This window comes from Vibrio sinensis (genome assembly GCF_003605645.1).
Lineage (GTDB): Bacteria > Pseudomonadota > Gammaproteobacteria > Enterobacterales > Vibrionaceae > Vibrio > Vibrio sinensis.
The window spans coordinates 1-15775 of sequence record NZ_QVMU01000017.1 but is presented as its reverse complement, the minus strand read 5'-3'; the positions used below and the strand labels follow the sequence as shown (position 1 = coordinate 15775).

General features: G+C 43.5%; 13 protein-coding genes. All 13 read left to right on the top strand.

Features of this window, described 5'->3' with window-relative positions; genetic code table 11:
* Position 1 precedes the first annotated feature (1 nt).
* The gene (locus DZ860_RS15785) at positions 2–1717 is read left to right on the top strand and encodes a class I adenylate-forming enzyme family protein (RefSeq protein ID WP_120033150.1); all 1716 of its coding nucleotides are present in this window, start codon (positions 2–4) and stop codon (positions 1715–1717) included.
* A gap of 63 nt (positions 1718–1780) precedes the next feature.
* Entirely contained in the window at positions 1781–3580 is a 1800-nt protein-coding gene (locus DZ860_RS15780; RefSeq protein ID WP_120033147.1) for an FAD-dependent oxidoreductase, read from the top strand.
* Positions 3581–3607: 27 nt separating this feature from the next.
* Positions 3608–5221 carry a FadD3 family acyl-CoA ligase gene (locus tag DZ860_RS15775; RefSeq protein WP_207890645.1) on the top strand — a complete coding sequence of 538 codons (1614 nt, stop codon included), beginning with the start codon at positions 3608–3610 and terminating at the stop codon, positions 5219–5221.
* A gap of 133 nt (positions 5222–5354) precedes the next feature.
* Positions 5355–6152 carry an SDR family NAD(P)-dependent oxidoreductase gene (locus tag DZ860_RS15770; protein WP_120033141.1) on the top strand — a complete coding sequence of 266 codons (798 nt, stop codon included), beginning with the start codon at positions 5355–5357 and terminating at the stop codon, positions 6150–6152.
* A gap of 9 nt (positions 6153–6161) precedes the next feature.
* Positions 6162–7319: an alkene reductase gene (locus DZ860_RS15765; RefSeq protein ID WP_120033138.1), complete on the top strand. Its 1158-nt coding sequence runs from the start codon at positions 6162–6164 to the stop codon at positions 7317–7319.
* Positions 7320–7348: 29 nt separating this feature from the next.
* Complete coding sequence (locus tag DZ860_RS15760; protein WP_120033133.1) at positions 7349–8080, top strand: SDR family NAD(P)-dependent oxidoreductase; 732 nt, start codon at positions 7349–7351, stop codon at positions 8078–8080.
* A 10-nt stretch (positions 8081–8090) separates the two neighbouring features.
* The gene (locus DZ860_RS15755) at positions 8091–8726 is read left to right on the top strand and encodes a nuclear transport factor 2 family protein (protein ID WP_120033130.1); all 636 of its coding nucleotides are present in this window, start codon (positions 8091–8093) and stop codon (positions 8724–8726) included.
* A 220-nt stretch (positions 8727–8946) separates the two neighbouring features.
* Positions 8947–9546: an outer membrane protein gene (locus DZ860_RS15750; protein WP_120033127.1), complete on the top strand. Its 600-nt coding sequence runs from the start codon at positions 8947–8949 to the stop codon at positions 9544–9546.
* 245 nt (positions 9547–9791) lie between these two features.
* Positions 9792–11225 (top strand): sensor domain-containing diguanylate cyclase, encoded by a 1434-nt coding sequence (locus DZ860_RS15745; protein ID WP_120033124.1) that lies wholly within the window; start codon positions 9792–9794, stop codon positions 11223–11225.
* Positions 11226–11552: 327 nt separating this feature from the next.
* Positions 11553–12476: a LysR family transcriptional regulator gene (locus DZ860_RS15740; protein WP_120033121.1), complete on the top strand. Its 924-nt coding sequence runs from the start codon at positions 11553–11555 to the stop codon at positions 12474–12476.
* Positions 12477–12678: 202 nt separating this feature from the next.
* Positions 12679–13788 carry an NAD/NADP octopine/nopaline dehydrogenase family protein gene (locus DZ860_RS15735; RefSeq protein WP_120033118.1) on the top strand — a complete coding sequence of 370 codons (1110 nt, stop codon included), beginning with the start codon at positions 12679–12681 and terminating at the stop codon, positions 13786–13788.
* Between the two features lie 48 nt (positions 13789–13836).
* Positions 13837–15243 (top strand): YfcC family protein, encoded by a 1407-nt coding sequence (locus tag DZ860_RS15730; RefSeq protein WP_120033115.1) that lies wholly within the window; start codon positions 13837–13839, stop codon positions 15241–15243.
* A gap of 330 nt (positions 15244–15573) precedes the next feature.
* Positions 15574–15775: hypothetical protein (locus tag DZ860_RS15725; RefSeq protein ID WP_133305448.1), on the top strand; the 202-nt coding region annotated here is incomplete at its 3' end.

The following is a 15775-nucleotide window of genomic DNA, read 5'->3' as shown; positions in this document are numbered from 1 at the left end:
TATGGAACGGGATGTTCAAGTTTCTCAGCTGATATCGCAGCTAACAGCATCGGAAAGCCCATTTGCTTTGCAAAAGGACAGTCGTGGTTTGTTGTCGTATCAGAATGCACTAAAGACACTACCTGAGGTTATCGAAAGTGCGAGACGCGAAGATCAAGCATGTTTTATGGTCTACCAAGAAGAACGTTGGAGTTTTGAACGCTTTTTCGATGAGTTAGATCGTCTAGCATGTTGGATGTTAGAGCAGCAAGTTAAACAAGGTTCCGTCGTCGCCATTGCTTGTCGAAATAGACCAGAATGGGCTGTCGCTTTTTGTGCCGCGGCGCGTATTGGCGCGATTCCTGCCCCTTTAAATAGTTTTGGTAGAAAAGATGAACTTCGAGCAGCACTTGAAGATATTCAACCCGCTCTGTTGGTTTGTGATAAGGACAGATTTGCTCGATTAGAGGGGAAAATCTCAGTGGAACATTGCCCGATATTGGTGGTGGATGACTCCCAAAAAGAGTGTGAGAGTCAAGAGATTGAGAGTGTGGTTCATTTTCGTGAAGTTATTGAGACAATCAATAAGCCACAAGCTCCCTTGCCGATGCCTGAACTTAATGATGACTCCTCTGCACTGATCCTGTTTACGTCAGGCACGACAAGCCGCGCCAAAGCGGTGCTTTCTAGCCAGCAAGCAGTGTGTCAGTCTTTATTTAATATTGATTTTATCTCTGCAATGTCAGGGATGAGTTCGCCAGGAAAAGTTCAAAAAATCATCGCTGATGCCAAGACACCCGTCATTCTTTCTGCTGTACCGCTATTCCACGTCAGTGGCTTGCATGCTCAATTTTTGACAGCTTTGCGCAATGGAACCCGATTGGTCTTTATGCATAAATGGGATGTTCATACCGCGTATGACTTAATGAAAAAAGAGCAAGTGACGCAGTTTAACGGTGCGCCGTCGATGCTATTGCAGCTATTTCGTGATAACCATCCGAACAAGGATGAAATATTGGCGCAGTTAGTTGGTCTTGGTTTTGGGGGCGCGGGCGTACCAGAATCACTGATGGATCATGTCTTTAATATTATGCCAGAACAGATGATCGGTATTGGTTTCGGGATGACAGAAAGTAACGGTGTTGCGTCAGCTATTTCAGGTGACCTTTTCCGAGCCAATCGAAGTAGTTCAGGTGTTATTTCGCCAATCATGCAAGTGAAAATCGTTGATTACCTTGGGCAAGAGATGGCAGAGGGTGAAGTTGGTGAAGTTTGGCTTAAAGGCGTGACGGTCATGACCGAGTACTTTGCTAATCCGCAAGGTACTGCGGAAGTGATGCATGACGGTTGGCTTTCAACCGGCGACCTCGGACTGCGCAATAAAGATGGCTTCCTCTTCATCGTTGGAAGACTCAAAGAACTGATTAATCGCAATGGTGAAAATGTATCACCGCAAGAAGTAGAATCTTGTTTGCAACGTCACTCCGCCGTGAAAGAAGCGGCTGTATTTGGCATTGACGACGACGACACTGGCGAAGCGATTGTCGCGGTTGTCTCACTTGATCATCACTGCTATGCCGATGAGCAAGAGCTGAGAAGCTTTGTGAACGAGCATCTAGCGAGTTACAAGGTGCCCTCTCAAATTCATATTCTAGAGCGTAATTTGCCAAGAAGTCCTGCTGGAAAGCTACTTCGAAAAGAGATTAAACGCGAGTTTTCAGCGAAGGCCGAAGCCTAGCCCTCAATAGCTTCGTACTTAATCCATCGAGGCTTGGAAAGATGGAAATGAAAAGGATAACCAATGAAACACGAACAAAGCTCAATATCATCGCAGCAAGAATTTGATGTCGTCGTCGTCGGTTCCGGCGCGGGTGCTATGTCTACGGCCATTTTTGCTTCAGATAAAGGTCTATCGGTGGCGGTGATTGAAAAAACCGATCAATACGGCGGTACGTCAGCTTTATCTGGTGGGGGTATTTGGATACCGAATAATGATCATTTTCGTGCTAAAGGTGGAAATGACAGCAAAGCCCTCGCTCTAGAATATTTACAGAATTCCACTGAAGGTGAGGTCGATATCACCACTTTGGACGCATATCTCGACAATGCACCGAAAATGATACGGTATTTGGAAAAACATACTCCAGTGAGATACGAAGTCGCTGAGAAATACCCCGATTACTATCCACATCTTTCTGGTTCATTACCTGGCGGTCGCACTCTTGATCCTGAACTGTTTGATACCTCTCGCTTAGGGGATGAAATTCATACCATGCGTAAGGCGTCTCGTTCGACGCTGCTGATGGGAAAAATAGCTTGGACAGCCCGTGATGCACACAAAGCAATGGCACGTGAACGAGGTTGGCGATTATTGCTAATTCGTCGAATGCTGCGTTACAAGTTTGATTTTCGTCAGCGTCGCCAAGGTAAACGTGACCGATGGGCAGGGTTAGGAAGCTCATTAATTGCGGCACTACGAAAAGGCATGCTGGACCGTAACATACCGCTACTACTTAATACTGAGTTGACCGATCTTGTGGTTGAAAACAACCGTGTTGTTGGGGTGCAAACGAAACAGCAGGGTGAACCTCTTGTGTTAAAAGCCAACAAAGCGGTCGTACTGGCAAGTGGAGGTTTTGAACAAAACCAAGAGTTGCGCGAAAAATATCTTGGAGCACCAACCAAAACATCATGGAGCGCGACACCGAAAGGTGCCAATGCTGGTGCAGGTTTAGAAGCGGGTATTCGTCATGGCGCAGCCACCAATTTACTTGATTGGTGCTGGTGGGCTCCGACTTTGTCAGTGCCGAATGAAAACGAATCTCGTGGCGTTTTTGCTGAGCGAGCATTCCCAGGGGCCATTGTTGTCAACGGCTTAGGTAAGCGTTTCTACAATGAAGCCGCACCTTATCTAGAGTTCGGTCATGCGATGTATCAAGACAACCTAGAGACGGGCGGAAAAACTATCCCTGCATGGGTGGTATTTGATGCCAAGTTCCGATTCAACTACGCGATGGGTCCGCTCATGCCAGGGCAAATAATGCCGGATGCGCGATTGCCTGCTGCATGGAATGAAAACCTCTATTGGAAAGCTGATACGTTAGAAGAATTAGCACAACGCATTGGCATTGAAGCTGACGGTTTAAAAGAGACGGTCGCTAAGATGAATGAGTTTGCTCAAACTGGCGTTGATACAGATTTTGGCCGTGGCGGCAATGTTTTTGACCGTTACTATGGCGATTTGAACGTTAAACCAAACCCATGTTTAGCTCCTATCGGCAAGGGCCCTTATTACGCAATGAAGCTGAATGCCGGAGATATCGGCACGAAAGGTGGCTTAGTCATTGATGATAACGCCCGCGTATTATCTGAAAACAACACCCATATCGAGGGGCTATACGCCATCGGTAACTGCTCAGCTTCTGTCATGGGTAAAAGCTACCCCGGTGCAGGTTCAACATTGGGACCAGCGATGACATTCGGTTATATCGCCGCGAATCATATTGCTGCCAATCAAGATGCTAAGCGTGATACTGCAGGTTTTGTTACACAAGGGGCATCAACTGAGGCTCAGGCAGAAGCACAAGCAGAGTGTGAATAGATCATGGCATCGATAAAGGATAAAAACATGGATACGTTATTATTTGATGTTCAAGCCGACACCATTCCCGGCGTCGTCATCGATGCTGCGTCAAAATATACAGGTATTACCGCCATTCGTGATGGTAACGAATCAATCGCTTATGAAGCGCTGCCTGAAAAAATGGTTGAGGTGACTAAAGGACTAATAAGCCTTGGGGTTAACAAAGGTGACCGAGTAGCAATTTGGGCACCAAACTCCATGCGTTGGATTGTGGCAGCATTGGGCTTACAAGCGGCTGGAGCGGTATTGGTTCCATTGAATACACGAATGAAAGTCCATGAAGCCAAAGAAATTATTGAACGCAGTGGTAGCAAAGTATTGTTTTGTGTCGGTGATTTTCTAAATAGTGATTTCCCTGCACAGCTAGCGGATGCAATGCCAGTTGGCCTAGAAAAAATTGTCGTAATGAGTAAGCGAACAGCACCACTGCAAGCGAACATGCTCGAATGGGACGACGTGATTCGTGCGGGCGAAAGGGTTTCTCATCATGATGTCTACTCCCGTTTAAGCTCACTTGAAGCGAGTGATGCCTCTGACTTGATGTTTACTTCGGGCACAACAGGCAAGCCTAAAGGGGTCGTGAGTGTACATAGCGCCTGTATTCAGGCGTTCAAAGAGTACATTCAAATTATCGGCTTACGTCCGGCAGAACGTTACTTAGTGATCAACCCATTTTTCCATGCTTTCGGTTATAAAGCAGGATGGGTGTCCGCCTTGTTAGCCGGTGCGACTATCTTACCTGAGCAAGTGTTCGATGCGGAGAAAGTCCTTAAGCGCATCGAGTCCGAAAGCATCAACATTTTACCTGGGCCACCGACACTTTATTTGTCATTACTCTCCCATCCAAATTTAAACAAGACAAACTTATCGAGTCTTCGAGTTGCAGTGACGGGGGCTTCAACGATTCCTCCAATACTGATTGAGCAAATGAAAGCCGAGTTGGGGATTGAAACCGTCACAACCGCTTATGGTTTAACGGAGTGTGGTGGGTTAGCCACAATATGTGATCCACTCTCCCCATCAGAAGTTATCGCTCAAACGAGTGGAAAAGCGATTGCAGGGACAGACGTCGCTATTTTTGATAAACAAGGGCAGCAACTCTCTTATGGTGAAGCTGGCGAAGTGTGTATTCGCGGCTTTCATGTGATGAAAGAGTACTTCGAAGACCCGACTGCAACGGAAGAGACGATCGACTCTGAACATTGGCTTCATACCGGTGATCTCGGTGTGCTGGATGCAATGGGTAACCTTAAAATTACTGGTCGCATCAAAGATATGTTCATTGTCGGCGGCTTTAACTGTTATCCCGCTGAGATAGAAGCTGCGCTGGCTGAAAATACCCAGATTGCTCAGTCTGCCGTTATTGGTGTACCCGATGAGCGGATGGGAGAAGTGGGCTGTGCCTACATCGTCGTTAAAGATGGCAGCGAGTTGGATGAAACGGAAGTGATTCGTTGGTCAAGAGAACGAATGTCAAATTACAAAGTGCCGCGTTATGTGCGCTTCGTGGATAGCTTACCGGTTAACGCCTCGAATAAGGTGTTGAAGAATGAGCTTGTCCAACGATTCCAATCAGACACCCATGCAACCGCTGATTAGCCGCTGCATAGAAATTAAGCTTTGCCCTTAATCTGAAAGGCAAATATCTAGAGAGCAAATACCACTTTATCTAACGATACGGTGCGGCTTTCTTCGAGCATAAACTCATCATTTCGATTCATCAGGAGGATATATGACAAGGATTAGCGAACCACAATCAAATGCAGCGCGACTCAAGGGTAAAGTCGCATTCATTAGTGGCGGCGGCAGTGGGATTGGTGCAGCAACGGCTGAATATTTTGCTGAGCAAGGAGCAAAAGTGGTTATCTGTGGCCGTCAATTAGATCCATTGAATGAGGTCGTCGAGCGCATTCAAAAAACTGGTGGCAGCGCTGAAGCTCGTGTCTGTGACGTAAGTAATGAGCAAGCACTGATCGAAACATTGGTCAGCGTAGATAATGATTACGGTCAACTCGATATTCTGGTGAACAATGCGATGGCCTTTACTTGGGGTGGCATTGAGGAGATGACGACAGCTGAGTGGCATGCGAATTTCACCACCTCTGTGGATGGTACGTTCTGGGCAACGCGCTGTGCACTGCGATTAATGAAAGAAAAGGGTGGTTCTATCATCAATCTTTCATCGATATGTGGCGAGTTAGGTACCGCTTATATGTCGGGCTACAGCGCATCAAAAGCTGCAGTGATTAATTTTTCTCGTGCTGCAGCTGCAGAGGGAGCGGCTTTTGGTATTCGTGTCAATTGTGTGATGCCTGCCGTCGTTGAAACACCTGCGACGCAAGGTATGTTGTCCGATGAAGAGATGAAAAATAAAACAGAAAGATTGATCCCTATGGGTCGAGTCGGACAACCTCATGAACTGGCTGCTGCAATCGCTTTCCTTGCTAGTGATGAGGCGAGTTATATCACGGGTGTGAATCTGCCTGTCGATGGTGGTCGTTCGGCTGTCTTAGTTACTGCATTGGATTAAGGATGGATCATGGAAAGCTATGTTGATAAAGAATGCGTTGATAAAGAATGCGCCGATAAAGTACAGAGCACTCAAAATAAAAAGGAATCTCAAGCGAAACTTGAATCACCGTTATTTTCGCCCCTGACACTTGGCAAAATCGAGCTTAAAAATCGTATCGTCATGGCTCCTATGACCCGTAATCGGGCCAATGCTGATGGTACGCCAAACCAGATGATGGTTCAGTATTACGCAGAACGCGCATCTTCAGGCCTTATTATCGCGGAGGGCTCATGGCCTAGCGTGACAGGCCAAGCGTATTGTCGTCAGCCCGGTATTGAAACTGAACAGCATATTGAGGCGTGGCGTAAAGTGACGGATGCAGTTCATCTAGAGGGTGGAAAAATCGTCTTGCAAATCATGCATGCGGGACGCATTGGTAGCCATCATATCAAACCTGAGGGAGTTGAAACTGTCGCTCCATCACCGTTACATGCCAAAGGCAAAGTGTATACCGACTCCGCAGGCATGCAGGCTTTTGATGTGCCTCGTGAATTATCGACTGACGAAGTGAAAGCGGTAGTAGAAGAGCATCGTCAAGCGGCAATTAACGCCAAGCTAGCCGGCTTTGATGGAGTAGAGCTGCACTGTACCAGTGGTTATTTACCTATGCAGTTTTTATGCAGTAATACCAATGTTCGAACTGATGAATATGGTGGCAATGCTAAAAATCGTGCTCGTTTTTCTATCGAGTGTTTAGAGGCGATGAGCACCATTTTCCCTCAGCGAGTTGGTTTAAGAATCAATCCGGGAAATCAATTTAATGACACCCAAGATCTCGATCCTGTGGCAAGTCATCGCGCTTTACTGAAAGGTGTAAACTCGATTGGGCTTGCATACGTGCATGTGATGCGAGCACCCACCCCGAATATCGATGCGTTTGCTTTGGCGAGACAATACTTCACAGGTTCACTCATTTTAAATGATGGTTTCAACGCGGATACCGCGAACGAAGCCTTGGGGCATAGCAAAGATGCAGTCTCTTTTGCCCGTCATTTTATTGCTAATCCGGATCTTGTTGAACGCTTTAAACACAACATTTCGCTCGCCTATTTTGATCGAGCAACCTTGTATACACCAGGCTCAAAAGGCTACATCGACTACCCTCGCGCAGGGCTGGGTCAGTAACCTAAATTAACTAGTAAGGAAACAAGAGTATGAAACATCAGGAACAAGTTGTATGGGTAACAGGTGCTGGCCAGGGGATTGGTCAAGCTGTTGTGGCGCAGTTTGCACAACAAGGCGCCAAAGTGGCAGCGATCGATATTAATGCCACAGCAGCTCAAGCGACGGCGGACGGTTTTGATGCCAATGTGATTGGTGTCGCTTGCGATGTTTCCGATAGCAGTTCGGTGAGAGATGCAATGGCAACCGTCATCCAACAGTTTGGACGTCTTGACGTTGTTGTTAACTGCGCTGGTGTTGGTTCGATTGATGAGTTTATTGATACACCAGATGAGCACTGGCATAAAGTCATTGGAGTAAACCTTACGGGGACATTTATTTGTTGTCGTGAAGGCGCAAAAGCGATGAAAGAGCAGGGTGGTGGCTCGATCATCAATGTTTCGAGTACTGCTGCAATGACTGGTGAGGGGCCAAGCCATTACTGCGCATCGAAAGCAGGTGTTATTGGTTTAACGCGTAGCATGGCTCGTGAGTTGGCATCGGCGGGTATTCGAGTGAATACTATTGTACCGGGCCCAACCAATACGCCAATGATGGCTGATATTCCAGAAGAGTGGACACAGCAGATGATCAACGCGATTCCACTTGGCCGAATGGGTGAAAGTGAAGATATCGCGAAAGTGGCGAGCTTTTTAGCCAGTGATGATGCTGGGTTTGTGACTGGGCAAAATATTGCAGTAAATGGCGGCATGGCATTTTTATAAGGATGTAATGATGGCTATTTCAGATACTAACTTGGCGCAGCGTCTGGATCGTCTTGAATCTACTGAAGCGATTCGCCAGTTGGCTGGCAAATACGCATTGTCATTGGATATGAGAGATCTGGATGCACATGTCGGTTTGTTTGCCGAAGATATCCGAGTAGGGAAAGAAAAAGTAGGTCGTGCTCATCTTAAAAGCTGGGTCGACCAAACGTTACGAGATCAATTCACAGGAACATCGCATCATATCGGGCAGCACATTATTGAGTTCATCGACGAGGACCATGCCATTGGCGTCGTTTACTCAAAAAATGAACATGAAACCGGACCTGAATGGGTCATCATGCAAATGCTGTATTGGGATGACTACGAGCGAATTAATGGAGAGTGGTTTTTCCGTCGTCGTTTACCGTGTTATTGGTATGCGAGCGATTTGAACCGACCTGCGATTGGCGATATGAAAATGCGTTGGCCGGGGCGTGAGCCTTACAACGGAACTTTTCATGACCTGTTCCCCTCGTGGGATACCTTTTGGCGAAATAGGCCAACAGGAAATGAGTTGCCAGAGGTCGCTTCACCAGCACCCATGGACAAGTTCTTATTGACCATGAGAGGCGACACCCCTGCACCACGTATTCGAGTTCGTTAATGTTATCTCCTCTGCATAGCTCTCATCTAAGATGAATGCAGAGGAGAACCTTTCCTTTTGGTTTCTACGCTTAATACGATGTTTCATTAGCCACTTCATTTTAATTTGTGTAATTCATCGTGAACGATTTTTTGTTGCACAATAGATAACTTTCTGCCGTATGTTATTCCATAAGTGTTAATGTTTGGTATGATTGAATTTTATTCAATGGTTATTATCTATGAAAAACGTCGTTGGTTTAATCGCAGGTTCTCTCATTCTTTTTAGTACATCAGCTATAGCAAAGCCAGATGACTTTGTTACTAAGACGGGTGACAAGTTTTATATTGGTGCTGACATAACAGCAGCAAATAGTGTCGATATCACGATTCATGGCGCATCGGCTGACGAAACCGCAGATTTGGGTTTTAATTTATTAGCGGGTTATGAATTTAATACACACCCTTTAGTCAAAACAAGTGTTGAAGCTGAATATCGAAATTTTGGTGAGGCTGATAGTACAGGTGTGCTTAAAGTAGACGGGAATGCGCTATTTGTTAACGCCAAAGCGAAACTATTTGTTCAGTACGATTTTGGTAATCTATACCTTGCCCCTATGGTTGGTGTTGGTCAGATATCAATAGATGGTTCGACAAGTAATACAAGTTTCTCTGAGACTGAACTTGCCTATCAAGCGGGTGTTGAGTTGGGAACTCGCTTAAGACAAGGCGTCGATCTGCATTTAGGTTATCGAGCGACATTTACCACAGTTAACTATGGTGGTAGCGATATCGATGTTGATTTGTCTGGCGCTTATATTGGCGCAAGATACTTTTTCTAGATAACTTTTCCCAATAAAAATAGGTTGCATTAATCACGAAAGGGTTTCTCATTGAGGTGCCCTTTATACTTATGAAAAACAATCAACCATCACTTATCTTTCCTCAATAACGGTATATAATCCAAGCGAATGGGGTACGGTTTCTTGAACAGAATCAAGGTCCACTACAGCATTACGTTAAATGCTTTTCCCGAGAATTGTTCGCTCGTTGTTTGATAATTTCTTACATTATTCTTGAGGTGGAAATGAAAATTGATCGGAATTATGTTGATGGTCACATGCTCAATTCAATACGAATGGCAGTGCTGATTATCATTGTATTTTCATTGATTAATTTTGGTCATTACTACATGAGTCTACGAATATTTCAAGAAAATATGATAGAGACCACTTTGCAAAGAACGAAAAATTACATCTCAAGAACTCTGAAAGATGTAAATCATACCTATGAATATGCAAGTTTGGCCCTTGCTGAGCTATATTCCTATAAAATACAACAGCATTATGATCCTACAGCACTCCTGCTTGAATTAAATGAGAAAAAGGAATCTCTTTCGGTGAAGACTATTGGCTTAGTCGATATACAAAAGAAGCTTTACCTAGATAACTTTGGTCGTATTCTTTCCATCGATACCACCTCGGACCGAGATAAATGGATTCAAGATTTTCTCGATTTGCCTCAGGATTATAGATACAACTTTTATGACCCAGATGATGCCGAGTATGAGACGCTTTACTCTTTTTACTACGATCAAAAACTCAAAGATGATAACGGAAATGTGATCGGAATTTTAGGGGTCGGGATAAATTATAATGCACTCTATACTCGCGTTCAGGGACTAGATGAAAATATTGATGTCTCTTTTCTGAACAAAAGTGGTGCAGTTAGACTCCCTAAGCATACTAAAGGCGAATCCATTTTTTCTCTTTTTCCTTATGTAACTGAAGAGCAATTTCACTCGGCATTGAGGGAGGACCAGATTGTATGGGAGGATAGTACGGGTGAGAGTTTTCTATTGTATTTTCATTACTTGACAGATATTAATAGAGTGCTTCTATTAAAAATGGATTTTACTGAATATTATAATCAGTCTAAAAAACAACATTTCTACTCATTTATTTTAGGCGTCGGACTGATATTAATTATTGTCGTTTTAAATCTATTGTTAAGCTTTTATCAAAGCCATAAATTAAAACATACGGCTTATTACGATTCATTAACTAATTGTCGCAATCGTCATTATCTAGAAAGTCGAATTAAAAAGAGTAAATACTGGTTAAAAATAAGACAGTCCGAATGTTCTTTAATTGCATTTGATATCGACCATTTCAAAAACATTAACGACACGTTTGGCCACTTGGAAGGTGATCGAGTATTAAAACAGGTCGCTGAAATCGTTAGAAGTTGCTTGAGAAACAGTGATGATTTTATTCGCTGGGGTGGTGATGAGTTTATCGTCTTGTTTGATATGGATGCGCAAAATGCGATTAAGATTACGGAAAGAATCATTGAACATGTAGAGCAAGAAACTAGGGTGTCATTGTCTATTGGAATTACCAATATCTCACCAGAAGACAGCTTTAAATCAGTAATGGCTCGAGCTGACTCTGCATTATACGATGCCAAAGAGAATGGCAGAAATCAGGTAAAGGCGCAGTGGTTAATTATTGAATCATGATGCCACGCTATTCTCGACAGTCATTAGAGCGTAATGTCACCGATTCTGCCGAATAGCGCAATAATGAGAATAAAACGTACGTCCCTTCTTTGATTGGGGATATTATGCGACTTTTATCGCTATATACCCGTTTTACTTGAACATGAAATGGTGTTGACTGCGTTTATTCATCTCAACCACCTAGTTTATCTAGGCTTGTGGGAGTTCATTCGCTTTTCGTTTATCTGTACGCTATCTGTAACTTGACGGCGTTTAGTATCGGGGAGCCTCAATATGCAAACAGCAAATAGAGGCGTAAAAAAGCGACATTAAAGCATAGGATATGACGTGAAGTTTTCTCAATTAAGTGCTTTTAAAGCGATCATCGAATGTCAAACAATGACATCAGCGGCCAATCGGCTCCATTTAAGTCAGCCTGCCGTTAGTCGTTTACTATCAAATCTAGAACAACAAATCGGTTTTGAGTTATTTACCCGTCAGGGTAATCGTCTTATTTTAAGTAGTGAGGGGCAGGCATTCTATATTGAAGCTGAGAAGGTTTTTAATGCGCTTCTCGGCCTTGAACAAGCGGCTAAATTAATTAAAACAAATCAGTTTGGTTCAATCAATATTGCCGCAATGCCACTTCTTTCGAATGCTTATCTACCAAGAGTGTTAGGTAATTTTCTCCAGCAAGCGCCCAAGCTTAAAGTCGGCTTAAAAACTTATCGCTCTGAAGATGTATTGCGTCATGCACAAAGCCAAGCAATTGATATTGGTTTTTCTTTCCTTGGGCAGGGTTTTGCTGGTGTCGATGTCCAACATGTCGAATGTGAGTGTGTTTGTCTACTTCCTGTCTCTTCGCCCTTGGCGCAACTGGATGTTATCGATATTCCAGATATTGCCAATCAAGTCATTATTCGTCATGAAAAAGATAGCCAACAAAATCGTATTGATACGCTATTAAGGCGTTATGATCTCACGCTCAATGAACAGATTGAAGTATCGTTAGCAAGTACCGCGTCTGTGTTGGTGCAACAAGGGGTTGGTATCGCAATTACCGATCCATTTACAGCCGTCTTAGACAGTACAAATCCTTTATTAGTGATGCGCCCTCTGGCATTTAGCCTCCCGTTTGAATTCGATATTCTCTACCCAGCATTGAAACCTATTAATCGACATGCTGAACGTTTTATCGAGCATTTTTTACTGTTAGCCGATGAGTTGGGAATTCAACTAAAAGTGAGCCCTTTACATAAAGGTAATATCTAGTGACTTGTTCACAATCACACTTTTCCACGCAATGTACATATTGTGAAATAAAGAATAAGTTTAATGTTTTCTGCGAGTTAGCTTGTAAGTATTAAGAGACTATAACTTTTTTGCATAGCTCGCCAACGGTTTGTCATTGGCTTAGTTTCCAGAGTTCACCTTAATCTGCGTTTCAGAAATTAAACGTTATTAAGGAAAAATTATGTCTACTCGAGTTTCTGTTATTGGTTCTGGTAATGCGGGTTTAACTGCGGCTTATCACTTTTCTATGCACGGTGCTAAAGTCTGCTTGTATGGTTCAAAAGGTTTTGATCATCCGCTAGCCGATATTGAAGAGCGTGGTGGTATTGAAGCTCTTGCGAGTTTTAACGATGTATCACTTGAGTACTCAGGTTTTCAACCTATCGATAAGCTGAGCCGTGATATTGCGGAAACATTAGAATATGCAGACCTTATTGTGATGCCAGTGCCAGCATTCGCTCAAGAGCAATTGTTTGTCGATATGCTACCTCACTTACGTGATGGACAAATCATCATGCTGATGCCTGGAAATTATGGGTCACTTGTGCTTAACAACATCAAATTTGAACAAGGTTACGCAAACCTAGATATTACGTTTGTGGACGCGATTTCTATTCCGTGGGCAACTCGAATCATCGGTCCTGCTCAGCTTGCCATTTTGGGTATGAAGACCCACTTACCTGTGGCGTCATTACCAGCGAATCGTATCCAACATGCAATTGATGCTTTACAGCCAGTGATGCCGCTGCCATTAAAACCTTTAAGTAATGTTATTGAGGCAGGTCTCGAAAACATAAACTTTGGCGGGCACCCTTTATTAACCACGCTTAATATGGGGTTATTGGAGAACTTTGATGGTCAATTTAACTATTACAAAGACTGCTGCTCAATTTCAACAGCAAAAGCGGCTGCAGTAATGGAGAATGAGCGTCTAGCGGTTGGTTCAGCGTTTGGTTTGTCATTGAAACCTGAGCTAGAAGCGATGAACAATCTTTATGATATGGATTGCACTAGCGTTTATGAAGTGAACCGTACATCAGAAACCCATGGCAAGTTAAACAGCGCGCCAAACTCGGCTAGCAACCGTTACATCACTGAAGATGCGGCTTATCTTCTTGTACCTTGCTATGAATTTGCGCAATTGGCTCGCGTTGAGACGCCAATGATTACTAGCTGTTTGCATATTGATAATGCCTACAACGATACCAACTACTTTGAAAACGGTAGAACACTGAAAAAAATGGGGCTTAGTAACTTAAGTATTGAAGAAATCATGGATTGTGTTGCATAACAAGCATAGCTGTTTAGTAGGGCGTTAACCTTACTTTAGGACGAAATAATGAACAAAATTAAATTTCCTTCTGCTTATACAATTTTGATGCTTCTGACGGTTCTGATGGCTGGCTTGACCTGGATTATTCCAGCGGGTCAGTACCAAATGGTCCTGAATGAAACATTAGGAAAAATGGTTCCAATGGTCGGCTCCTACCAAACAATAGAAGCGAACCCACAAGGTTTGTTTGATATTGTGATGGCACCGATTCAAGGTTTCTATGATCCATTAAGCTACGCTGCACGAGCTGTTGACGTTGCCCTGTTTGTACTTGTTATTGGTGGCTTCCTTGCTGTCGTGACAGACACTGGTGCAATCGATGCTGGTATCGGTGGAACCATGAAACGTCTTGCTGGCCGTGAGAAGTGGATGATTCCTATCCTAATGGGTTTGTTCGCTCTAGGTGGTACAGTTTACGGTACTGCTGAAGAAACAATACCATTCTATGCGCTCCTTATTCCTGTCATGATTGCGGCTGGTTACGATAGTATCGTTGGTGTTGCTATCATCATGATTGGTGCTGGTATTGGTTGTTTGGGCTCTACTATTAACCCATTTGCGACGGTAATTGCTTCTAACGCTGCTGAAATCAACTTTATGGATGGTTTTGGTCTCCGATTAGCTATTCTAGTGATTGGTTGGTTAATCTGTGTTGTTTATGTGATGCGCTATGCAGCGAAAGTAAAACAAGATCCAACGCGCTCGATTGTTGCTCATCAATATGAAGATAACTTAAGCCACTTCTTACATGCGAGAGATCAAAAGGTACCTGAGCTAACAACAACTCGTAAAGTCGTGTTGATGATATTCGGCCTTACCTTTGTATTAATGATGTGGGGTGTATCTAGCGCAGGCTGGTGGATGGCGGAATTATCGGCTCTCTTCTTAGGTGCGAGTATCGTCGTCGGCTTTGTTGCCCGTATGACAGAAGTTGAAATTACCGATAGTTTTATTAACGGAGCAAAAGACTTACTTGGCGTAGCATTTATTATTGCTATTGCTCGTGGCTTAGTCGTTGTAATGGATAACGGTAATATTACTCACACTATTCTTAATTATGCTGAGGGTTTATTAGCTGGCTTAAACCAAATTGCCTTTATTAATGCAATTTATTGGATAGAAGCGGTGCTATGTCTAGTTGTACCATCTTCTTCTGGCCTTGCAGTCTTATCTATGCCGGTACTTGCACCGTTAGCGGATTTTGCTGGAGTGAGTCGTGAGCTAGTTGTAACCGCATTCCAATCGGCCTCCGGTTTACCAAACCTTGTTACACCGACCTCTGGGGTTGTAATGGGCGGGCTTGCGATTGGTCGAGTTGCTTACTCCTCTTGGCTACGATTTATTGGCCCATTAATCGGAATGATTACGGCAATGATCATGCTGTTTTTAAGCCTAGGTGTAGTATTTAGCTAGTACTTTATTTATCCAAATAAGTGCTGAGTTAGAAATAGAACACAATAATAAGATATTTCATCAATTCGCAGCGTAATAACTGCTTTTAAATAACACGTTAGTTGGCGTGGGGTTTATTACGCTGCTCCTTAATTAAAACTCGATTGTAAAATCGACTTTCAAAACTGAAATTAATTAAACCCATACAGAGTAATTAAATACATCAAGATAATTAACACTCAAAATACTGATGAGAAATGACATTACTTGAATCTCAGTGTCTATTATTTTAACGAGTATATGATTGTTTATATATGGGTATTTATATATGGGTATTTAGGACAATATTATATGTACGTAAGTAATTTATCAGAGCTCGATGAACTCGTCGCTCGCGTAAAAGCTGCTCAAGAAGAATTCGCTACTTTTTCTCAAGAACAAGTAGATGCAATTTTCCGTGCAGCATCTCTAGCAGCTAACCAAGCTCGTATTCCTCTTGCTCAACAAGCGGTTGCTGAGTCTGGTATGGGTATTGTTGAAGATAAAGTAATTA